Source organism: Geomonas sp. Red276, assembly GCF_054784495.1.
Window position 1 is genome coordinate 137,887 of sequence record NZ_BLXW01000006.1, and the last position, 22,081, is coordinate 159,967.

The 22,081-nt window shown below is 61.7% G+C and carries 21 protein-coding genes and 1 pseudogene; 18 read left to right on the forward strand and 4 right to left on the reverse strand.

What is annotated here, in order from left to right; translation table 11 throughout:
* Window positions 1–146: 146 nt before the first annotated feature.
* From ACYVL5_RS06440 to ACYVL5_RS06465, 6 genes are all read left to right on the forward strand, one after another.
* Complete coding sequence (locus tag ACYVL5_RS06440) at window positions 147–1,934, forward strand: GspE/PulE family protein (protein ID WP_460594732.1); 1,788 nt, start codon at window positions 147–149, stop codon at window positions 1,932–1,934.
* A 364-nt stretch (window positions 1,935–2,298) separates the two neighbouring features.
* Complete coding sequence (gene msrA / locus ACYVL5_RS06445) at window positions 2,299–2,844, forward strand: peptide-methionine (S)-S-oxide reductase (protein WP_460594733.1); 546 nt, start codon at window positions 2,299–2,301, stop codon at window positions 2,842–2,844.
* 154 nt (window positions 2,845–2,998) lie between these two features.
* Window positions 2,999–3,769 carry an MlaE family ABC transporter permease gene (locus ACYVL5_RS06450; protein WP_460594734.1) on the forward strand — a complete coding sequence of 257 codons (771 nt, stop codon included), beginning with the start codon at window positions 2,999–3,001 and terminating at the stop codon, window positions 3,767–3,769.
* 4 nt (window positions 3,770–3,773) lie between these two features.
* The gene (locus ACYVL5_RS06455) at window positions 3,774–4,523 is read left to right on the forward strand and encodes an ABC transporter ATP-binding protein (protein ID WP_460594735.1); all 750 of its coding nucleotides are present in this window, start codon (window positions 3,774–3,776) and stop codon (window positions 4,521–4,523) included.
* Between the two features lie 20 nt (window positions 4,524–4,543).
* Entirely contained in the window at window positions 4,544–5,002 is a 459-nt protein-coding gene (gene mlaD, locus ACYVL5_RS06460; protein WP_460594736.1) for an outer membrane lipid asymmetry maintenance protein MlaD, read from the forward strand.
* 200 nt (window positions 5,003–5,202) lie between these two features.
* Window positions 5,203–6,588 carry a TolC family protein gene (locus tag ACYVL5_RS06465; RefSeq protein ID WP_460594737.1) on the forward strand — a complete coding sequence of 462 codons (1,386 nt, stop codon included), beginning with the start codon at window positions 5,203–5,205 and terminating at the stop codon, window positions 6,586–6,588.
* Window positions 6,589–6,641: 53 nt separating this feature from the next.
* Here ACYVL5_RS06465 and ACYVL5_RS06470 read toward each other — a convergent pair whose 3' ends face one another.
* The 4 genes from ACYVL5_RS06470 to ACYVL5_RS06485 all read right to left on the reverse strand — a co-directional run bounded on the left by ACYVL5_RS06470 (window position 6,642) and on the right by ACYVL5_RS06485 (window position 11,448).
* A complete protein-coding gene (locus ACYVL5_RS06470; protein WP_460594738.1) occupies window positions 6,642–8,783 on the reverse strand; it encodes a PAS domain-containing hybrid sensor histidine kinase/response regulator in 2,142 nt (713 codons plus the stop codon).
* A gap of 162 nt (window positions 8,784–8,945) precedes the next feature.
* Window positions 8,946–9,407, reverse strand: a complete 462-nt coding sequence (locus ACYVL5_RS06475) for a PaaI family thioesterase (RefSeq protein ID WP_460594739.1) — start codon at window positions 9,405–9,407, stop codon at window positions 8,946–8,948.
* A 12-nt stretch (window positions 9,408–9,419) separates the two neighbouring features.
* Window positions 9,420–10,127, reverse strand: coding sequence for a CDP-diacylglycerol diphosphatase (locus ACYVL5_RS06480; protein WP_460594740.1), 708 nt, complete (start codon window positions 10,125–10,127; stop codon window positions 9,420–9,422).
* 25 nt (window positions 10,128–10,152) lie between these two features.
* Window positions 10,153–11,448, reverse strand: coding sequence for a ChaN family lipoprotein (locus ACYVL5_RS06485; RefSeq protein WP_460594741.1), 1,296 nt, complete (start codon window positions 11,446–11,448; stop codon window positions 10,153–10,155).
* A gap of 246 nt (window positions 11,449–11,694) precedes the next feature.
* On the opposite strand from ACYVL5_RS06485, the gene ACYVL5_RS06490 reads away from it, so the two are divergent.
* From ACYVL5_RS06490 to ACYVL5_RS06545, 12 genes and pseudogenes are all read left to right on the forward strand, one after another.
* On the forward strand, window positions 11,695–12,300 hold the full coding sequence (locus ACYVL5_RS06490) for an MlaC/ttg2D family ABC transporter substrate-binding protein (protein WP_460594742.1): 606 nt from the start codon (window positions 11,695–11,697) through the stop codon (window positions 12,298–12,300).
* Between the two features lie 124 nt (window positions 12,301–12,424).
* Window positions 12,425–13,513 (forward strand): 3-isopropylmalate dehydrogenase, encoded by a 1,089-nt coding sequence (leuB, locus tag ACYVL5_RS06495; RefSeq protein ID WP_460594743.1) that lies wholly within the window; start codon window positions 12,425–12,427, stop codon window positions 13,511–13,513.
* A gap of 18 nt (window positions 13,514–13,531) precedes the next feature.
* Window positions 13,532–13,777: an addiction module protein gene (locus ACYVL5_RS06500; protein WP_460594744.1), complete on the forward strand. Its 246-nt coding sequence runs from the start codon at window positions 13,532–13,534 to the stop codon at window positions 13,775–13,777.
* A gap of 20 nt (window positions 13,778–13,797) precedes the next feature.
* Window positions 13,798–14,088, forward strand: a complete 291-nt coding sequence (locus ACYVL5_RS06505) for a type II toxin-antitoxin system RelE/ParE family toxin (RefSeq protein ID WP_460594745.1) — start codon at window positions 13,798–13,800, stop codon at window positions 14,086–14,088.
* A gap of 53 nt (window positions 14,089–14,141) precedes the next feature.
* Window positions 14,142–15,239: an aspartate-semialdehyde dehydrogenase gene (gene asd / locus ACYVL5_RS06510; protein WP_460594746.1), complete on the forward strand. Its 1,098-nt coding sequence runs from the start codon at window positions 14,142–14,144 to the stop codon at window positions 15,237–15,239.
* Window positions 15,240–15,558: 319 nt separating this feature from the next.
* Window positions 15,559–16,575, forward strand: a complete 1,017-nt coding sequence (locus ACYVL5_RS06515; RefSeq protein WP_460594747.1) for an aspartate-semialdehyde dehydrogenase — start codon at window positions 15,559–15,561, stop codon at window positions 16,573–16,575.
* A 15-nt stretch (window positions 16,576–16,590) separates the two neighbouring features.
* Window positions 16,591–17,349 (forward strand): tRNA pseudouridine synthase A, encoded by a 759-nt coding sequence (truA, locus tag ACYVL5_RS06520; RefSeq protein ID WP_460594748.1) that lies wholly within the window; start codon window positions 16,591–16,593, stop codon window positions 17,347–17,349.
* 108 nt (window positions 17,350–17,457) lie between these two features.
* Window positions 17,458–17,889 (forward strand): large ribosomal subunit protein uL13, encoded by a 432-nt coding sequence (rplM, locus tag ACYVL5_RS06525; protein ID WP_460594749.1) that lies wholly within the window; start codon window positions 17,458–17,460, stop codon window positions 17,887–17,889.
* Window positions 17,890–17,911: 22 nt separating this feature from the next.
* Window positions 17,912–18,301, forward strand: a complete 390-nt coding sequence (rpsI, locus tag ACYVL5_RS06530) for a 30S ribosomal protein S9 (RefSeq protein ID WP_460594750.1) — start codon at window positions 17,912–17,914, stop codon at window positions 18,299–18,301.
* Between the two features lie 318 nt (window positions 18,302–18,619).
* Window positions 18,620–19,660: an N-acetyl-gamma-glutamyl-phosphate reductase gene (argC, locus tag ACYVL5_RS06535; RefSeq protein WP_460594751.1), complete on the forward strand. Its 1,041-nt coding sequence runs from the start codon at window positions 18,620–18,622 to the stop codon at window positions 19,658–19,660.
* A 137-nt stretch (window positions 19,661–19,797) separates the two neighbouring features.
* The gene (locus tag ACYVL5_RS06540) at window positions 19,798–20,010 is read left to right on the forward strand and encodes a hypothetical protein (RefSeq protein WP_460594752.1); all 213 of its coding nucleotides are present in this window, start codon (window positions 19,798–19,800) and stop codon (window positions 20,008–20,010) included.
* Window positions 20,011–20,065: 55 nt separating this feature from the next.
* Window positions 20,066–22,012, forward strand: a pseudogene (locus tag ACYVL5_RS06545) (YgiQ family radical SAM protein); the annotation flags it as partial.
* Window positions 22,013–22,081 lie beyond the last annotated feature (69 nt).

The following is a 22,081-nucleotide window of genomic DNA, read 5'->3' on the forward strand; positions in this document are numbered from 1 at the left end:
ACCTCCTTTGGGGTCATGTAACCCGAAGCGGCACATACGCCTTAATGATATCGGCCGCCTCGGCGTTGTCAACGGCCCAGCCCCTTGACTTTACTTGGGTTCTGGCTGATACTGCCGTATCGGTACCGGCCAAAAAGGACACCTTCATGCACAAAAAGAAGACGGTGACTCTCAAGAACCTCGGTCAGATGCTTTTGCAGCGCGGACTGATAGACCAGGAGCAGTTCGACCTCGTGCTGACCAAAGGGGAGGCGCAGGCCCAGCGCCTGGTGGGGGCCCAGCAGGCGGGCTACTCCCGCCGGCTGCAGCAGGGCCCCGAGAAACCCTCTCCTGCCGAGGTGATCGCCTCCTTCAACCTGGAGGTGGCGGGGGCCGCGGGGAAGATCCTCACCGAGGACACCATCACCGAGATGCTGGCTTCGGCGGTCGGGCTCCCCTACCTGAAGATCAATCCGATGAAGCTCGACCTGGAGCTGGTCACCGCCCACATCTCCCGCCCCTTTGCCCTCAAGAACCTGATCGTGCCGGTCGCTCTCGCCGACGGCGTACTGACCATCGCGGTCGCCGATCCCTTCAACGACGAGGTCATCGAGGAGCTCAAGAACTTCACCCGGATGGATTTCCGCCGGGTGCTCGCCTCCCGCAACGACATCCTCAAGATCCTCCGGGAGTTCTTCGGCTTCCGCGCCTCGGTGAAGGCGGCCGAGGTCGAGGTCGGCCCCTCCGTGGACCTCGGCAACCTCGAGCAGTTCGTGCGGCTGAAGATGGGGCACGAGATCGAGAGCACCGACCGCAACATCGTCTCGGCGGTCGAGTTCCTCCTCCAGTATGCCTTCGACCAGCGGGCCAGCGATATCCACATCGAGCCCAAGCGCGAGAAGTCGCTCGTGAGGCTTCGGGTGGACGGCGTGCTCCATAACATCCACGCCATCCCGAAACAGCTTCATCCCCCGATGGTATCCCGCATCAAGATGCTCTCCCGCATGGACCTGGCCGAGAAACGGCGCCCCCAGGACGGCCGCATCAAGACCGCCCACGGCGACAAGGAGATCGAGCTCCGTGTCTCGACCCTTCCGGTGGCCTTCGGCGAGAAGGTGGTCATCAGGATCTTCGACCCCGACGTCCTGATGCAGGACCTCGACCATGTGGGTTTCTACCCGCGCGAGTACCAGCTCTACAACTCCTACATCCGCCGCCCCAACGGGATCATCCTGGTCACCGGCCCGACCGGCAGCGGCAAGACCACCACCCTCTACTCGACGCTGCGGACCCTTTCCAGCCCCGAGGTCAACATCGTGACGGTCGAGGACCCGATCGAGATGGTGATGGAGGAGTTCAACCAGGTGGGGGTCCAGGCCTCGATCGGCGTGACCTTCGACAAGGTGCTGAGAAACATCCTCCGGCAGGACCCCGACATCATCATGATCGGCGAGATCCGCGACCACGAGACGGCCGAGAACGCGGTGCAGGCGGCACTGACCGGCCACCTGGTGCTTTCCACCCTGCACACCAACGATTCCCCTTCCTCCATCACGCGACTTTTGGACCTGGGAATCCCGGCCTTCCTGATCTCCTCCACCGTCATCGGGGTCATCGCGCAGAGGCTCCTGAGGAAAATCTGTCCGGCCTGCAAGAAGGATCGCCCCATCTCTCAGGAGGAGCGGGAGTACCTGGGACTCAAGGGGAGCCACAAGATCTCCTACGGCGAGGGGTGCCCCGAATGCCGGGGGACCGGCTACAAGGGGAGGACCGGCATCTTCGAGGTCATGGACGTGAACGAGATCACCAAGGGTGTCATCACCGACCATATGGACCTGGCCCCGCTCCAGGACGCCGCCCGCCGCGACGGGATGGTCCCGCTGCGCGAGCTCGCCATCCGGAAGATGCTGGAAGGGATCACCACCTACGAAGAGGTCATCGCGGTTACCGGCTGATTTCCAACTCCCTTCGCCTGCTCACTGAGACCCCGGTGGATTCCCTGCCGGGGTCTTTGCTTTGTTGCTCATCTGTATCGAGTCCCTCCCCGTATCCGCACGTCACTAATAGCTTCAGCAGGCGTTCTCTCCCTCCCACGATATCCCTGTTCCTCGCCCCTGAAGGGGCGAGGGTATAAGAGGAAGGGCTCGGCCACTGTCGCCTCTTAGGCGAGGTATGAGAGGAAGCGCCCGGCCCCCGTCGCGTCTCAGGCGAGGGAAGACGGGGGCGCTTCTTTACAGGGGGGAGTTCGCCATCTACTATTTATGGCATCTTCGTTTGGCTCCCTTTGAGAGAGGGAGCCCACGGTGTCAGGAGGCGTACATGAATGCAGCGGCCAAAGGATTGGAGACCGCCATCTTTGCCGGGGGATGTTTCTGGTGCATGGAGCCGGTGTTCGACAAGATCGACGGGGTGGTTTCGGTGATGCCGGGGTACATCGGCGGGGACGTTCCCAATCCGAGCTACCAGGAGGTCTGCCAAGGGGAAACCGGCCACGCCGAGGCGGTGAGGATCCACTTCGATCCCGCCAAGGTCAGCTACCGCGAGCTGGTGCGGGTCTTCTGGCGCAATATCGATCCCACCACCCGTAACCGCCAGTTCTGCGACTACGGAACCCAGTACCGGACCGCGATCTTCTACCTCGACGAGAATCAGAAGCGGATCGCTGAGGATACCCTGCGCGAAGTGCTGGAGGCCTATACCTTCGAACGTCCGATCGCCACCGAGATCGTTCCGGCGGGGGAGTTCTTCGAGGCCGAGGAATACCATCAGCAGTACTACAAGAAGGAGCCGTACCGCTACAAGCAGTACCACGACAACTGCGGACGGATCTACCGGCTCAAGGAGCTTTGGGGGGAGAAGCATTGATCCGGCGCCCCTCTCCCCCCCGGGAGAGGGCTCACCTTCCCGGCCCTAGCATCCTCTCGTCGCGGGATCTCATTCCTTCCTACTCTTTCGCCTGCCTTGCCAATTCCGACCCATCTCTTACACTTTCAGTGTGGCTCTTTTGATTGGTAAAGCGATGATCACTCTGACTCGGAAAATCGGTGCACTCACTCTTGCCGGCCTCGCTGAAATGGGGAGGATGTTCAACTTCATCCTCTATGCCTTCTACATCGCCATCAAGTCTCCCGGGCACCCACGGCACGTGCTGAAGCAGATGATTTTCATCGGCGTCCGCTCCTCCTTTGTCATCGTGCTGACTGCCGCCTTCACCGGGATGGTGCTGGGGCTCCAGGGATACTACACGCTGACCAAGTTCGGCTCCGAAGGGATGCTCGGGGTGGCGGTGGCCCTCTCCCTTATCCGGGAGCTTGGCCCGGTCCTCTCCGCTCTCATGGTGACCGGGCGGGCCGGCAGCGCCATCAGCGCGGAAATCGGCATCATGCGGATCTCCGAGCAGATCGACGCCCTGGAGACCATGGCGCTCGAGCCGTTCAAGTACCTGGTGGCGCCCAAGCTGGTGGCCTCGCTGCTCGCCTTGCCGCTTCTTTGCGCCATCTTCGATGTGGTCGGTATCTGGGGCGGGTACCTGGTCGGCGTGAAACTCCTCGGGGTCAATCCCGGCGCGTACTTCGGGGAGATGCAAAAGAGCGTGGAGTGGAAGGACGTCTACTCGGGGGTGATCAAGTCCATCTGCTTCGGGGGGATCGTTTCCTGGATCTGTTGCTACAAGGGGTACTACACCGGACACGGAGCCGAGGGGGTGTCGAGGGCGACCACCACCGCGGTAGTGATGTCGAGCGTCATGATCCTGATCTGGGACTACTTCATAACCTCGGTACTTTTGTGACGCCATGATCAAACTGGAGCGGGTGACAAAATCGTTCGGCAGCCAGGTGGTCCTCGACCAATTGGACCTCGAGATCGAGACCGGCCTCATCACTGCCATCATCGGCCCCTCGGGCGAGGGGAAGAGCGTGCTCCTGAAGCACATGATCGGCCTTTTGAAGCCGGAGGCCGGAACGGTGACGGTGGACGGCGAGGAGATCTCCGGCATGGGGAGGGTCGCCCTCAACCGGGTGCGCGAGAAGTTCGGCATGCTCTTCCAAAACGCCGCCCTGTTCGACTCGCTCACCGTCTTCGAGAACGTGGCGTTCCCGCTGCAGGAGAAGACCAGGCTCTCGGACGCGGAGATCGCCCAAAGGGTCCGGGAGGCCCTCTCCCACGTCGGGCTCCCTGACGTGGAGCGGAAGTACCCGGACGAGCTGTCGGGGGGGATGAAGAAGAGGGTGGGGCTCGCCCGCGCGCTCCTCATGGACCCGGCCATCATCCTCTTCGACGAGCCGACCACCGGGCTCGATCCGGTGATCTGCCGCGCCATCCACCAGATGATCAAGGAAACCCACGGCCGCTTCGGCTACACGGCGGTGGTGGTCTCCCACGAGATTCCCGAGATCTTCGACATTTCCGACCGGGTAGCCGTTCTCTACCGCGGGAAGATCATCGAAAGCGGCACTCCCGCGCAGGTGCAGGGTTCCACCAATCCGGTGGTGCGCCAGTTCATAAGCGGCAGCCTGGACGGGCCGATCCGGCTGATCAGATAGCGAGGCTTGAGGCAAACGTCATGGACACCAAAAAGGTTAGCTTGGACATGCTGGTCGGGATCTTCGTGCTGGTAGGGATTCTCTGTCTCGGCTACCTCTCGATCCGGCTCGGCAAGCTGGAGATCGTCGGGGGGGACAACTACCGGGTCTACGCCCTCTTCGACTCGGTATCGGGGCTCAAGAAGGGGGCCTCGGTGGAGATCGCCGGTGTGGAGGTGGGACAGGTGGACAGCATCGGCCTCGATCCCAAGCAGGCGGGGAGGGCGCGGGTCGTCCTCAAGCTTCAGCGATCGGTGAAACTCCAGGACGACGTGATCGCCTCGGTGCGCACGCGCGGGATCATCGGCGACAAGTTCATCCTCCTTAAGCCCGGGGGATCGGAGACCATCATCGGCGAGGGGGGCCTCATCCGCGAGACGGAGTCGTCGGTCGATCTGGAGGAACTCCTCAGCAAGTACATCCACGGTCAGGTTGATTAAGGGCTGGCCCTCACCAAGCGTCTCCCTCTTTGCGAAAGGGGGACAAGGGTGATTTTCCCGGAGGGAGAGCCCCCTCTCCTTCTTGAGGGAGAAGGTACTTTAAGCGGCACGCTCCTTACATGCACGGCTTGGCCTTGAGGCGGGTTTTCCCCACCCCCTGGCCCCTTCCCTCCGGGGGAGGGGGAATGGAGGACGTGAATATGAGAGTGATGAGATTGCAGCTTGGCAATATCCAGAGGATGAAACTGCCTTTCCTCTCTCTTGCTGCTTCCTTTGCGGCCCTCATCGGCCTGTCCGTCACCCCGGCTCTCGCGGCGCCGCAGGGGGGCTTGGGGTTGAAGGAGTGCCTGGAAAGGGCGATGATCCACGCACCTGAGTTGGGTGAGGCCCAGGCCGATGTGGAGCTCATGAGCGGAAAACTCTCCGAGGCCAAGGGGTGGCGATGGCCGCAGGTGGACGTCCTCGGCTTGATCGGGCCGGTGCCGCGCGCCAGGGGGAACCAGGTCAGTTCTCCCGACAGCATCGACTCCACCGACCTCACCTGGTTCTCCCGCGCGGACGTCCTCCTGGTCCAGCCGATCTACAGCTTCGGGAAACTCTCCCACGCCATGTCAGCGGCCACCCATGGCATCGAGGTGGAGAAGGCGCGCAGGGAGCAAAAGCGCAACGAGATCGCGGTCAAGGTGAAGGAGTACTACTACGGAGTGCTGCTGGCCCGCGAGCTGAAATCCCTGCTGGCCGAGGTGCGGGATGACCTCGACGACGCCAAGAAGAAGGCGCAGAAACTCCTCGACCAGAACTCGTCGAACGTCGAGGAGTCCGATGTCTACAAACTGGACGCCTTCGGAGGCGAGGTCGAGAAGTATCTCGCCGAGGCGAACAAAGGGGAGACGCTCGCGCTGTCGGCCCTCAAGGCGCGGATCGGTCTCTCCCCGGATCAGCCGCTGGAGATCGCCGACGAGCGGCTCACCCGGGTGGCCGACCAGCTGGCCCCGCTGGACGAGTATGTGGCCAAGGCCAAGGACGGCCGTCCGGAGTTCGTGCAGGTGCGGGAGGGGCTGAAGGCCCGTGAGGAGTTGGTCGCCGGTGCCAAGGCGGCGCGCTACCCCGACTTCTTTCTCGGCGCCACCCTTTCGGCCGCCGACTCTCCGGGACGCGACCGGATAAACAACCCCTGGGTGCCCGACGAGTTCAACCACTTCTGGGCCGGCGCGGCGCTCGGGCTCAAATGGAAGCTCGATTTCGGCATCACTTCCGCCAAGATCTCCCAGGAGCAGGCGCAGTACGACCGGCTGATCTCTACGAAGCAGTTTGCCGAGGAGAATATCCCCCTGGAGGTGACCAAGTTCTATGACGAGGGGGTGGAGGCGGCCGCCGCCATCGAGGCGACCAGGAAGGGGTATGAGAACTCGAAGAAGTGGGCGGTGACGGCGCTGGCCAACTTCGACTTCGGGGTGGGACCCGCCAAGGATATCTTCGACGCCCTCCAGCAATACGCGAAGATGCGGGCCGCCTATTTCCAGGCGGTGTACAACTACAACATGGCCATGGCCAACCTGGCGCGGGCGGTGGGAAAAGTGGAGTAGGTGGGGGTGGACAACGAAGTGCTGGCGCTTGAGAAGGCGGAGTAGGAGGTGCGTCAGTTTTTTTGCGGCAACTGGCGGAGGGCCTCCCTGATTTCGGTCCAGCCGTAGGGTTTCGTGATGGCGGCCTGAAATCCGTAATCCCGGTGGCTGGCCATCACCGGATCGTTACTGTACCCGCTCGACACGATAAGCGATGCCTCGGGATCGAGGGCGAGAATAAGTTTGGCAGCTTCCTTTCCACCCATCCCCGCCGGAACGGTGAGATCCATGATCGCGGCGGCGAATCCCTTCCCCTCTTCCACCGCTTCCTGATGGATATGAACGGCCTCCTCGCCGGTAGCGCAGGCCACCACCTCATACCCGAAGTGGTTGAGGATATCGCCGGTAAGGAGCCGGATCGCTTCCTCGTCGTCCATCACCAGGATCCTTCCCCGGGGAGCCTCCACCTGTTCCGCGTCGCCGTCGGGCGCGGCCGCGTCGCCTGGCGAGCGGTGACAGGCCGGGAGATAGAAGGTGAAGGTGGTTCCCTCGCCGATCACCGAAGAGACCTCGACCTTGCCGTTATGCTTGCCGATGATGGAATGGACCGAGGCGAGCCCCAGTCCGGTCCCCCCGGCCTTGGTCGTGTAGAAGGGATCGAAGATCCTCTGTACCTCTTCCTTCGCAATCCCGCATCCCTGGTCGCTGAAGCTGATCTTCACGTACTTTCCCGGGGGCAGCAGCACCCCGCTGTCCTCCCCCAGTTCTACGTTCTCTCCGCTCACCGTAAGGGTTCCGCCCCCCGGCATCGCCTGCAGCGCATTGATGATGACGTTGTTGAAGACCTGGTTCATCTGCCCCTCGTCGGCCTCGATGCAGTCGATGCCCTCCGGGAGTTCGACCACCGCCTTCGAGTTGGATCCCCGCAGTGCCAAGGAGAGGGACTCCTTGACCAACTCCTTCACCGAGACCGCTTTCTTCACCGGGTTTCCCCCCTTGGCGAAGGTGAGGAGTTGGTGGGCCAGCTCGGCGGCTCGCAGCGAGGCCTTTTCGGCGTACCCGAGCGACTGGCGGGCCGGGTGGGAGGGGTCGAGGAGAAGCCCCATGAAGGAGAGATTCCCCAGGATGCCGGTGAGGATGTTGTTGAAATCGTGGGCGATCCCGCCGGCCAGGATGCTGAGGGACTCCAGTTTCTGGGTCTTCAGGATCTCGGACTGCATCGCCTCCCAGCGGGTGAGGTCGGTGAAGATGTAGAGGAAACGGTTGTGTACCAGCCGGATGTTGATGATCAGGTGACGGCGCGAGCCGTCCTTGCAGGTGGCCGTCCCCTCCACCGGGGGGATGGCGCCGTAGCCCTTCCGGGCAGCCAGAAGGGCGCGGTTCCAGGCCTCCCGTACGGTACCCCGGTAGGTGGCCTCGGGAAAGGCGCGAACCAACAGCTGTTCGATGGCGGGAACGTCCTCGATGGTGTAGCCGAGCCAGTCGATGAGACAGCGGTTGAGGTAGGCAAAGGTGCCGGTTTCGTCCGTCCAGGCTACCCCGGTCGGCATCTGCTCCATCATCCCCTTGAGCGCCTCCTCGTTCTTCTTGAGCGCCTCCTCGCTCTCCTTCCGGGCGGTGATGTCACGAACCACCACGATGACCCTTGGTTCCCCTCGGATGGCGGCCCCCCGCATGTTGACCTCGGTCCAGAAGAGCGTGCCGTCCTTCCTTCGACAAAGCCACTCGAATACCGAGACCTCTCCTCCGGCCGCCCTCTCGAGGTGGACCATGGCCTCCGCCTGCGAGTAAGGGGCTCGGCCGAGGCTTATGTCGTGTACGGAGAGTTTCAGGGCCTCCTCACGCGTGTAACCGTACATGGCGCACATGGTCTGGTTCACGTCGAGGATGGTGCCGTCTTTGGAGTCGTGGATGAAGATGGCGTCGTTGACGTTGTGGTAGATGGTCTGGAAGCGTTCTTCGCTTTCGGCCAGTTGTTCGATGGTCTCGGCGTTACGCCTGCCGAAGCGCCCGATCAACTGGTGAAGCATCAACGAGGTGAAGAGGATGAAGAGGAGCCCTTTGAAGACGGACAGGCGGGCGATGACTTCCCTGCTCTCGATCATTTCGGAGACCAGGGTATCGGAAAAGAAGATCCAGGCGCTCCCGAACAGGGCATAGATGACGACAATTTTCCGGGTTTCCCTGGCGGCTCCCCGCCGAAGCCTGGCCCTCATCGCGTGCTCCACGTGCTAACTGTATGAAAAAATGGATAATTTCGGCGACAACTATGTCACGTCGGACCCCGGGCGTCAACACCTTGTGTAGAGGGGACGCGGCTGCGGAGGCGGATCTCCCCGGGACACGAGATTACCCTCGAGCGTGGCGGGCGATGACGGTCAGGTGGTCTGGTCTCCGAAGGTAATGCCGCGGACCTTGACGTCGCGAGCTATCTTGAAGGTGGAGCGGAATTCCATCACTCCCCGCTCCTCGTCGTCGTAGACGGTGGTGATCCCCCGGATGACCCTCTCCTCCCGGGAAACCACCTCGGCACGGGCGGTCACCACCCCTTTTTTTACCGGGTGGAGAAAGCTCACCTCCATCTTGATGGTGGCGAAGTGGGAGCCGGGTTCGACGAGGCTTTTGATGGCCATGACGACGGCGGTGTCCGCCAGGCTCACCAGCGCTCCGCCGTGCATGAGCCCCGCCCCGTTGCAATACTCCTGGTAAAAGGGCATGGAAAGGGTCGCTTTGCCGTCTTCGGCGCAATGGATCGTCATGTTCAGCAGTTGTTCGAAGGGGGCGGTGCTGATCCAGCCCGGCATGGCGAACTGGTGCGGCCCTGTCGAAGGTGCGGTCATGCTATCGGCTCCTCACGGTTGGTGTGGTTGGTTCGGGAGGCAACGCTCCTGGACGAAGTCCTTTTCGGGGCTGCCGGGATCGACCAGCACGACGAATCCCCCCTCGGGAGCCCGGGCCACGAGGACGCCGTACTCGGAGAGGTTCGCGTCGCAGGCGAGGCGGCTCGCGGTGTCCCATACCTTGGAGAGGTCGCTTGCCCGGGCGGTGGGGTAGGAGGGGAAGCGGCTGCGGGCGTCCTTCTTGAGCCTCACCATGTGCAGGTGCATCTGGTCCTGACTGCGGCCGCCGCGGGGATTGACGACGACGGTGAGCCAGTCCTCCTCGGGAATCTTCGAGCGACCGGTGGCCCAGGCGAACTCCCAGATGGCGGCCGGACGCCGGGGATCCTCCACGCCGGTCACCTTGGCGCGGGGGATGGCCAGCCCATGGACGAAGCCGGAAGGGCAGCCGCACATCTTGCGGTCGCGGACCGCTACGAAGTCGGCGGTCTCCGCCCAGACCTCGGTGGTCTCCTTGCAGAAATTCTCGGCTGCGCAGGCGGTTTCCGCGCGGGGCGCCCGGCACTTGGCGCAGTAGTCGGCGGCAGAGGGGTCGAGGCAGTTGCCGATGATATCCCAGAGGATGTCGCGCGAGCCGGCCAGGGCGTTGAGCGGCAGGCTCACCCAGAGCGCGACCAGTACCGAGAGGGCAAGTACCCGGAGAGAGCGGGGGCGAATCACGGGCATTCTCCTTGGGACCGGCCGGTCACGGTTTCTCTTTGGGATGGGTTTCGGTGGCGGCAGGGGGCGCACCTGCTGCCGGGGCGGCGGCCCCGCCGGTGCCGCGGAACTCCACGTCGACCTTCATCGGTTTGCCGTCGCGCAGCAGCTCGATGGTCCCGTGGTCGCCGGGGTTTTTCTTCTTGATGCCGAACGAGAGGTCGTAGCCGTCGGTGAGCGGCTCGCCGTCCATGGCGGTAAGGATGTCGCCGGCCTTGATGTCGGCGCGGGCGGCGTTGGAATCGGGGACCACGGTCTGTACCTTGAGCCCTTTGCCGTTCGGTTCCGGCTCGTATGCCACGCCGAGCAGGATCTGTTTCTGCAGCTGCTCATACGAGACGAAGGCGAGGAAATCGTAGGGGCGCATCGGGAAGTCCGGGATGGTGACGTCCATGTACTCGGGGACTTTCCCTTCGGAGATGCTGATCTCGCTCCCGCCGATCAGGGTGTACGAGGTGGGTAGCCGCCGGAAGACCCGGCGGGGGATGCCGAATCCGTAGTTGATATGGTTGCCCCCTGCGATCACCACGAGGTGGCGCCCCTTGCCGAGCGGGCTTTTCAGGAAGCGGACCGCAGACTCGGCCATGGTCTCGTCCCACAAGGTCTGAGCCCGCAGGAAGGCCTCCACCGCCATCTTCCCGTGGGCGTGGCCCTGGAACATGCTTTCGGTCATCCCGCGCTGGTAGGGGTCGTTCATGTCGAATTCGGGCAGCTGCGCCTTCTCTTCCGGGGTGAGTTCCGCAAGCGGCTTGCTCCTCACCGCCTGCACGAGGCTCTTGTCCGCGTTCAACCCCACCACCGGGATGTGCTTGTCGCGGCAGAAGAGGAGCAGGTCGCGGTAGTAGTCGAAGTCCATCCGCCAGTTGTCGTACCACTTGGACGTTTTGACGAAGGTCTTTTCGTCCAGCTCCCCCGCCACCCAGCGGTCCAGGATCGGCTGCTGCGACCGGGTGAACATCTCCATCCCGAGGGCGGTCTGGCCAGGATGGCGCAGCTCCATTCCCTTCAGGGTCAGAAGCTGCAGGCGGTGGGAGGCCGGATTGTCATGCGTCTCGCCGACGTAGACCACCCGAGAGTCGCCGGCGATATCGAGCATCTCCTCGGTGCTCACCTTGACGCCGGTGGCGAGGTGGACGATCTCCCCCACCTTGGGGGGCGTCTCCAGCGGATAGGGATTCTCGGGATTACCCATGAGACGGTGCTTTGGCGCAGTCGAGCAGGCGGTGAGGGCGAAGAGCCCGAGGCAGGCGGCAAGAAGTAGCGGTCGAGGGAGTAACGGCATGATTCCTCCGGAAGACGCCCGTGGTGAAAGGGGCGAGAATTGAAATGAACGTGGCATGGCAAGGGAGACCATTCATGGCTCAGGTCGCTCCAACAGGTCGGGATTGCGATGGCTAATCCGGTTGCTGAATCAGTGCCGGATGATATGCTCTACCCCGCAGGAATACAAAGATGGTACCATAACACTCATGAATATAAACCGCAAGTTGTGCGGAGATGTGGCTGTACCTGGTTGGGAGGAATGAGTATGAAGTCATCATTGATGTCACTGGTCATGGTCTTTTTTCTTGGCGTTGTCACCCCCGCCAATGGCTATGCCTCGCCTACCACCGAGGTCAAGCAGGTGGTCGACGAGGTGGTCAGGATCGTCTCGAATCCTGAGCTGAAAAAGCCGCAGAAGGAAAAGCAGCGCCGGCAGGCACTCAAGCAGTCGATCGACCGGATCTTCGACTACGGGGAGATGGCCCAGCGCTCGCTGGCAACCCACTGGAAGGAGCGGAGCCCCCAGGAGCGCGCGGAGTTCGTCTCCCTGTTCGAGACGCTTTTGCAGAACTCCTACGCGGGAAAGATCGAGTCCTATCATAACGAGAAGATTGTCTACCTGAACGAATCTGTGGATGGACCGCATGCGGAGGTGAGGTCGAAAGTCATAGCTCCCAAGGGGGATGAGTATGCACTGGATTACCGGCTCCTGCTAAAAAACGGGAGATGGATGGTGTACGACGTGGTGATTGAAGGGGTGAGCCTCGTCTCCAACTACCGGGGACAGTTCAACCGTATCATCAACAACCAGGGGTACCCCGCACTGGTCAAGAAGCTCAGGACGAAGAGCGAGGAGATCAAGGCGCCGTAACTGGCTGTTCGCATAGCTGTAATTGGGGCCGTTAAACCTTTGTTTGACGGCCTTTTTTGTGTTGACAATCCAGTGTCTGCACTAATAGAATCGCGAATTTAATAACAACGTGGAGGTTTTATAAATGGGAAAGCTTTTCAAAGTGGCGGTTCTTCCTGGTGACGGCATTGGCCCCGAGGTTATGGCCGAGGCGCTGAAGGTGCTGGACGCGATCGAGAAACGCTACGAGGTGAAGTTCGAGCGCACTCACGCAAACGTCGGCGGTGCCGGCATCGACCTCGAGGGGCGCGCGCTTCCCGAAACCACCGTTAACATCTGCAAGAACGCCGACGCCATCCTCTTCGGCTCGGTGGGCGGTCCGAAATGGGAAAGCCTGCCTCCCGACGAGCAGCCGGAGCGCGGCGCCCTTTTGCCGCTTCGCAAGATCTTCGGCCTCTACGCGAACCTGCGTCCGGCCATCATCTTCCCGTCCCTGACCGGCGCCTCTTCGCTCAAGGAAGAGGTCATCGCGGGGGGCTTCGACGTCCTGGTCATTCGCGAGCTGACCGGCGGCATCTACTTCTCCCAGCCCAAAGGGATCGAAGGGGAAGGGCGCGAGCGCGTCGGTGTCGACACCATGCGCTACAGTGTTCCCGAGATCGAGCGCATCACCCACGTCGCCTTCCAGGCGGCCAGAAAGCGCGGCAAGAAGGTCTGCTCCATCGACAAGGCCAACGTCCTCTCCACCTCGGTGCTGTGGCGTGAAGTGGTGATCGGCATCGCCAAGGAGTACCCGGACGTCGAGCTCACTCACATGTACGTGGACAACGCCGCCATGCAGCTGGTAAAGTGGCCGAAGCAATTCGACGTCATCCTCTGCGAAAACATGTTCGGCGACATTCTCTCCGACGAGGCCGCGATGCTCACCGGCTCCCTCGGCATGCTCCCCTCCGCCTCCCTGGCTGAAGGCTCCTTCGGTATGTACGAGCCCTCCGGCGGCAGTGCCCCGGACATCGCCGGCCAGGGTGTCGCCAACCCGATCGCCCAGATCCTCTCCGCCGGCATGATGCTCCGCTACTCCTTCGGGATGGTGGAGGCGGCCGACGCCATCGACAGCGCGGTGGCCAAGGTGCTCGACCAGGGTTACCGTACCCGCGACATCTACCAGCAGAAGGATGGCGAGAAGCTCGTCAACACCAAGGAGATCGGCGACGCGATCATCGCGAACCTGTAACCCTTCAATGGGGGGAGCATGAAGGCATCGATGAAAAAAATTGTGACGGAAGCTCTTCAACTCCCCCCCTCCATGCGTGCGATGCTCGCGGAGCAACTGATTGAAAGCTTGGATGTGGATGACAGTTCAGAACTTTCCCCTGCATGGCGCGAGGAAATACTGAGGCGATGTGCTGAATACGACGAGGGACGGGCGGAATTGGTCGATGCCGATGAAGCCATAGCCCGCGCCTATGCGGCAATAGAACGCATTGTTCCGGAATGAGGCGCCGCCGGGCGGGACGAATGCCGCTTGAATTGGTGGCCGCGGCTGATGCAGAGATGGTTGACGCCGCCGCTTTCTATGAGAGGAAACAAAAAATGCTGGGCAGTAGGTTTCTTGCCTCTGTCCAGGATGCCTTCACCAGGATAAGGATCAATCCTTTCCAGTATCAGGTGCTTCACGGCGACGTGCGTCGCTGCGTTCTCAGAATATTCCCCTATGGGATAATTTTCAGGGTCGTAGAAAATAAGATCGTAGTTTTCTCAGTAATGCATTTACATCGAGATCCTGAATACTGGAAAGAAAGACCGTAGTTACCGTAATCATTCAACCACTCTCTCATAAACTAACAGAAGAGGAACGAACTATGAAAGTCGGACTTGTCGGTTGGCGTGGCATGGTTGGCTCCGTCCTTATGCAGCGCATGCAGGAGGAGAACGATTTCGCCGGTATCGAGCCGGTATTCTTCACCACCTCCCAGGTGGGGCAGCCTGCCCCGATGAACGCTGGGACCCTGAAAGACGCCTCTGATATCAACGAGCTCAAAAAGCTCGACGTGATCATCACCTGCCAGGGGGGCGACTACACCAAGGCGGTCCGCCCGGAGCTCGCCAAGGCCGGCTGGAACGGCTACTGGATCGATGCTGCTTCCACCCTGCGCATGGAGTCGGATGCCGTCATCATCCTCGACCCGGTCAACCGCAACGTCATCGACGCCGCGCTCGCCAAGGGGATCAAGGATTACATCGGCGGCAACTGCACCGTGAGCCTCATGCTCATGGGCCTCGGCGGACTCTTCCGCGCCGGCGTGGTGGAGTGGATTTCCTCCATGACCTACCAGGCCGCCTCAGGCGCGGGCGCTCCCAACATGCGTGAGCTCCTCTCCCAGATGGGCGTCTTGAACGCGGCGGTTGCCGAGGAGCTGAAGAATCCCTCCTCCGCCATCCTCGAGATCGACAAGAAGGTCACCGCCACCTTGAGGGGCGGCGATATGCCGGTGAAGGAGTTCGGCTTCCCGCTCGCCGGTAGCGTCCTCCCCTGGATCGACCGTGAAGTGGAAGACGGCCAGAGCCGCGAGGAGTGGAAAGGGTACGCCGAGACCAACAAGATCCTCGGCACCACCACCCCGATCCCGGTCGACGGCCTCTGCGTCCGCGTGGGCGCCATGCGCTGCCACAGCCAGGCCCTGACCATCAAGCTCAAGAAGGACGTTCCGATCGCCGACCTCGAGGAGATGATCAAGAACGACAACCAGTGGGTGAAGTATGTTCCCAACAACAAGCCCGACACCCTGGCCCAGCTCACCCCGACCGCCGTTTCCGGCTCCCTCACCGTGCCGGTCGGCCGTCTGCACAAGATGAAGATGGGACCGGAGTACGTCACCGCCTTCACCTGCGGCGACCAGCTCCTTTGGGGTGCCGCCGAACCGCTGCGCCGCATGCTGCAGATCCTGAAGGAGAGGTAGTCTCTCCCTCACATACGAGCAGGAAGGAGCGCGTCCCCTTGCGGGGCGCGCTTCTCTTTTTAGGTGCGGCCGGAGGAAAATACTCCCTCCCCCCTGCCCCTCTCCCCGAATGATATACCCTCGCCCCTTCGGGGGAGAGGGTGCCCGAAGGGCGGGTGAGGGCGGTTTTTTCTCCCTCTTGAGCCCACGCCGACGTAGGGTGGGCACCCCGTGCCCACGCGGTCTCGGCAGGGGCCCCGGCCGGAATTGCTATCCGGTCTCGAGTAGGAATTGGTGGGAGGTCTGCCCACCCTATGAGTACCGACAACAAGGAGATGATATGAGCAGGCTTTTTAACATAGCCATCGTGGGCGCCACCGGCGCCGTGGGTGCGCAGATGATCGAGTGCCTCGATGAGCGGGACTTCCCTGTCGGGAAGATCAAGTTCCTGGCCAGCAAACGGAGCGCCGGAGAGTTTCTCGAGTTCCGCGGCGACTCCATCGAGGTGGAAGAACTGACCCATGATTCCTTCAACGGGATCGATATCGCCCTCTTCTCCGCGGGCGGTGCGCGTTCCGAGGAATTCTGCCCCGCCGCCGTGAAGGCCGGCGCGGTCTGCATCGACAACTCCTCCGCCTGGCGCATGGACAAGGATGTCCCGCTCGTGGTCCCGGAGGTGAATCCGGAGGCCATCGCCGAGTTCAGGAAGAAGGGGATCATCGCCAACCCCAACTGCTCGACCATCCAGATGGTGGTCGCCCTCAAGCCGCTGCACGACGCCGCGACCATCAAGAGGATCGTGGTCTCCACCTACCAGGCCGTTTCCGGCACCGGCAACAAGGCGATCGACGAGCTGAGGATCCAGGCCGGAGAGCTTTTGAACGGGCGCCCCGCGGAGAACAAGGTCTATCCGCACCAGATCGCCTTCAACTGCCTGCCGCAGATCGATTCCTTCTGTGACAACGGCTACACCAAGGAAGAGATGAAGATGGTGAACGAGACCAGGAAGATCATGGGGGCGGACATCAAGACCACCGCCACCTGCGTCAGGGTGCCGGTCTTCTTCGGTCATTCCGAGTCGGTCAACATCGAGACCGAGAAGAAGCTGACCGTGGCCGAGGCGAGGAAGCTTCTCAAGAGCGCCCCGGGTGTCGAGCTCGTCGACGATCCCGAGGAGAGCGAGTACCCGATGGCGATCAATGCGGCCGGTGACGACGCTACCTTGGTCGGCCGCATCCGTGAAGACGAGTCGGTCGAAAACGGCCTCAACCTCTGGATCGTGGCCGATAACCTCCGCAAGGGTGCCGCCACCAATGCGGTACAGATCGCCGAGATCCTCATCGAGAAATACCTGTAAGCACTCCGGGGCCGTATGCGTAACATCAAGCTCATCGTCGAATACGACGGCACCGCCTATGCCGGGTGGCAGATCCAGCCGAACGGGCTTTCCGTCCAGGAGGTCATGGAGGAGGCGCTCGGCCGCATGCTGGGGGAGCCGCCGCGGTTACGCTCCTCCGGGCGGACCGATGCCGGTGTCCATGCCCGCGGCATGGTGGCCTGCTTCAGAACGGAGAAGGGGATGCCGTTGCGCGCTTTTCGCGAGGGGCTGAATACCCTGCTCCCGGAGGATATCGCCGTGCGCGATGCCTGCGAGGTCCCGCTGGAGTTCAACCCGCGCGCCGATGCGGTAGCCAAGCATTACCGGTACACGCTCCTTCTTGACCGCCTCCGTTCGCCCTTGGTCAGGCACAGCTCGTGGCGGGTGCCGGGACCGGTGGATGTTTTCGCTATGGAGAAGGCTGCCGACGAGTTTGTCGGCGAGCACGATTTCCTCGCCTTCCAGGGGGCGAGGTGCGCAGCCAAGACCACCATCCGGAGGATCAACTCGTTCGACTTGGTCCGGGAGGGGGGGCTTCTTCACCTCGACATCAACGGCACGGGCTTTTTGAAAAACATGGTCCGCATCATGACCGGTACCCTGGTGGAGGTGGGGCTGGGGCGGAGAACGCCCGAGGATATCCGCCGGCTGCTACTGGAAGGAGATCGCCCCGATGCCGGCATTACCGCCCCGCCGCAAGGGCTTTGTCTGATGGAAGTCTTCTACCCGGAAGAGGCTTTCAGGATGCCGTAAACTTTATCCGAGTTTTTATGTTGACATGTCCGGGCAAATCGATTAAATTTTCAATTTCCGAATTTCCCATAGTAGCGTTTGCTAATTCCAGATAGCTGTGAGGTTTCAATGAAGACGACGCAAGTTGCCAAAAAAGAAGAAGTGACCAGGGATTGGTACCTGGTTGATGTGGATAATAAGGTCCTCGGCCGTGTTGCCACCGAAATCGCCAACGTCCTGCGTGGCAAAAACAAGCCGACCTTTACTCCGAGTGTCGATACCGGCGACTTCGTGATCGTCGTCAACGCCGAGAAGATCGCCCTGACCGGGAAGAAATTCTCCGACAAGACCTACTACAGCCACTCCGCTTTCCCCGGTGGCCTCAAAGAGATCACTGCCGGCAAGCTTCTTGACAAGAAGCCGGAAGAGCTCCTCAAGAAAGCGGTCAAGGGTATGCTTCCGAAGAACAAGCTTGCCCGTCACATGCTGAAGAAGCTCAAGATCTACTCCGGCTCTGCTCATCCGCATGCCGCCCAGCAGCCGAAAACTCTGAACATCTAATTCGTACATCAGGAGATATAAAATGGCAGTGAGCTTTTACGCTACGGGAAAAAGGAAATCCTCGATCGCCAGGGTTTGGATCAAGCCGGGCTCCGGTGAGATCACGGTGAACACCAAATCCCTCGACCAGTACTTCGGCAGGGAAACCTCCAAGATGATCGTCAAGCAGCCGCTTGAGCTGACCGACAACGTCGGCAAGTACGACATCTTCGTCACCGTCAAAGGCGGCGGCGACTCCGGCCAGGCCGGTGCCATCAAGCACGGGATCACCAAGGCCCTCATCGAGGCCGAAGCCGAACTGCGTGGTACCCTCAAAAAGGCTGGTTTCATCACCCGCGATTCGCGCATCAAAGAAAGAAAGAAATACGGCAAGAAAGCTGCCCGCGCAAGCTTCCAGTTCTCCAAGCGTTAATCCGCTGCCGGAAAGCCGTTCATTCAGCACTTCAAAGGGGGAATCCGCAAGGGTTCCTCCTTTTGCTGTTTGTTCGCACCCCATCCTCACCCTGTCCCTCCCCTTGAAGGGGAGGGGACGCACCGCCCTTTGCTAAACAAGTGGCAATACATTGAGTGGTGTATCAGGAGGCCGTCCTCTGCCTACCATTCGCTGTCAGACCCGCGTGGGCACAGGGTACCCACCCTACGGATGGTTTAATGGCAAGGCACAAATAGGTTGCCTTTTCCTTTCACTACCATCTACAATTTCCGAATTATAAGAGTACGGAGGCGTTCCATGTTAAAGGTTGCCGTAGTCGGAGCCAGTGGCTATACCGGTGTTGAGTTGCTCCGGATTCTTCATTCCCATCCCGAAGTCGCTGTGACCTGCGTAACCTCGGAACAGAGTGCGGGCCGCCCGGTCAGTGACGTCTTCCCCACCCTCCGCGGCCGCTGTGACATCCTCCTGGAAAACCTCGAGCCGGTGACCATCGCCGAGAAGGTGGACGTGGTCTTCACCGCCCTTCCGCACAAGGCCGCCATGGCAGTGGTGCCGACCTTCCTGAAGATGGGGAAGGACGTGGTCGACCTTTCCGCGGACTACCGTCTGCACGATGCCGAGATTTACCACAAGTGGTACGACAAACACTTAAACCCCGAGTATCTCGAGAAGGCTGTCTACGGCATCCCGGAGCTCCGTCGGGCCGAGATCGCCGAGGCGTCGCTGATTGCCAACCCCGGGTGCTACCCGACCAGCGTCATCCTCGGACTCGCCCCGCTTTTAAAGGGCAAGGTGATCAACCCCGCTTCCATCATCGTAGACGCCAAGTCCGGCACCTCCGGGGCTGGCCGCGGTGCCAAGGTGGATAATCTCTACTGCGAGGTCAATGAATCCTTCCGCGCCTACGGCGTGGGTGGCGTTCACCGCCATATTCCTGAGATCGAGCAGGAGCTTTCGCTGCTGGCCGGCAGCGACATCACCATCTCGTTCACGCCGCACCTGGTACCGATGGACCGCGGAATACTTTCGACCATCTATGCCGCGCCGAACGGGAAGGTGACGGCGGCCGAGCTCATCACCCTCTATGAAACCTTCTACGATGGCGAGCCGTTCGTGAGGGTGCTGCCGGAAGGACGCCTCCCCTCCACCGCCTACGTGCGGGGATCGAACTTCTGCGATATCGGGATCGTGGTCGACGAGCGGACCGGCAGGATCATCATCCTCTCCGCCATCGATAACCTCGTGAAAGGCGCGTCCGGTCAGGCGATCCAGAATATGAACCTCATGTGCGGATTCCCCGAGACCCTTGGCCTGGAACTTCTCCCGGTCTTCCCGTAGCCTCTCATTCCTATACCCTTGCCCCTTTAGGGGAGAGGGGATAGGAGGCCGGGTGAGGGTAGATTTTAGAACCTCCCTCACCCCTGCCCCTCTCCCCTAAAGGGGCGAGGGGATATTGACTAGACTCCTTGTGAGTCATGAAGGCTCCGCAGAGCCGAAGGTTTTATGAAAAAGGCACGCTCCTCGAAGCAGCAGTCCGGCAGACCGAATTTTCACTCCTCTTCACCGAAGCCGAAATCCCCGAAAACGTCATCGCCACACTCTGGTGCGTCGAAATCATCGCCCAAGCCTGCCACAGCCAAGGGCGCTTCATCATCGGCGAAGCCGGCCCTCCCGAAGAATTCGCCTAACGCGAGTGCTCCTGCTCATGGTTCCCTCCCCCTCAAGGGGAAGGACAGGGTGAGGATGGGGGATACCTCCGCCTTTCTTCCGACCACCATGATCGAGGCACGGGCGCGCGGCTGGCACGAGCTCGACGTCATTTTCGTCACCGGCGATGCCTACATCGATCACCCTGCCTTCGGCGTACCTCTTTTGGCGCGGTACCTCGAATCCTTGGGCCTCAGAGTCGGTATCATCGCCCAGCCGGACTGGCGGAGCAAAGAGCCCTTCATGGCCCTTGGCAAGCCGCGCCTCTTCTTCGGTGTGGCCGCCGGGGCCATGGACTCGATGGTGGCCCACTACACCCCGGCCAGAAAGCTCCGCCGCGACGACGCCTACACTCCCGGCAACCGCCATGGTGCCCGCCCCAATCGCGCCACCATCGTCTATACCTCCCGTCTCAAGGAAGCCTACCGTGATGTGCCGGTGGTTATCGGCGGCATCGAGGCGAGTTTGAGACGCTTTGCGCACTACGACTTCTGGGAAGACAAGGTGCGCCGCTCCATCATCTTCGACGCCAAGGCCGACCTGCTGGTGTACGGCATGGGGGAGGCCCCCTTGCGGGAACTGGTGGAGAGGCTGCAGGCCGGCGAAGAATTCACCACCATCCGCGACATCCGCGGTACCGCCTACGTCTCTTCAACCCCTCCCGGTGGCACCGTGGCCACTGAGGACCATGTGGACGTGGACCATGTGGACGTTGTGGACGGCGTGGACGGCGTGGACGGCGTGGACGGCGTGGACGGCGTGGACGGCGTGGACGGCGTGGACGGCGTGGACGGTAGCGCGGAAAACGGTGGCTACGCGTCCCCCTCTTTGCGAAGGGGGGACAGGGGGGATTTTGCCGCCGGTAACTCCTCCTCGTTTGAAGTCGCCGAGCTCCCCTCCTACGAGGTGGTCGCATCCGACAAAGCCGCCTTCGCCAACTCCTTCCGGCTCCTCTCCGCCGAACAGAACCCCGGTTGCGCCAAGGTAGTAGTCCAGCGCCATGCCGAGCGCTATCTCGTCTGCAACCCTCCGGCGATGCCTCTCACACCTCAAGGCCTTGATGCCCTTTATGCGCTCCCCTTCCAGAAGGCGCCGCACCCGAGCTACGCCGAGGTGATCCCGGCGTACGAGCAAATCCGCACCTCGATCACCACCCACCGCGGTTGTTTCGGCGGCTGTGCCTTTTGCGCCATCACCCATCACCAGGGAAAGACCATCCAATCCCGCAGCGACGCCAGCGTGCTCGATGAACTCAAGCGCCTGGCCGCCGAGCCATGGTTCCGTGGGAGCGTGAGCGACATCGGCGGGCCCACCGCCAACATGTTTGGCCTTTCGTGTGGAAATAAGGAGGCCGAAAAGGTATGCCGGCGTGAGAGCTGCCTCTTTCCCAAACCGTGCGGCAATCTCGTCACCGACGATGCCAGGAGCTCACGTCTGCTCTCCCGCGCCCGGGGTGTCGCAGGTGTCAAGCACATCGCCGTCTCTTCCGGCGTCCGTTACGATCTCCTCGAGCGGCAGCCGCGCTACCTCCGCGAACTGATCGGGCACCACGTGAGCGGCCTTCTCAAGGTCGCTCCCGAGCACCTCTCCGACCGCGTCACCGCCGCCATGCGCAAGCCGGGGCGTGCGACCTTCGAGCGCTTCCGCGAAATTTTCCTGAGAGAGAGCGGACGCATCGGCAAGAAGCAGCACATCGTCCCTTACTTCATCTCCGGCCATCCGGGCTGCACTCTTTCAGACATGGTCGATCTGGCCCTGATGCTGAAGCGCTGGGGGATGAAGGTCGAGCAGGTGCAGGATTTCACTCCCACGCCCGGCACGCTTTCCACCTGCATGTACCACACGGGAATCGATCCCCTGACCGGCGCCAAGGTCTACGTCGCCACGAGCGACCGGGAGAAGGGCCTTCAGAAGTCGCTTCTGCTCTACCACCTGCCGGAAGAGCGGAAGAACTGCCTGCTGGCGCTGAAGGAATGCGGACGGGAGTCAGACGCCGACGAACTGTTCGGGGGACGGGCACGGCGGTAAAAGATCCGCCCCTTCGTCTGTCGC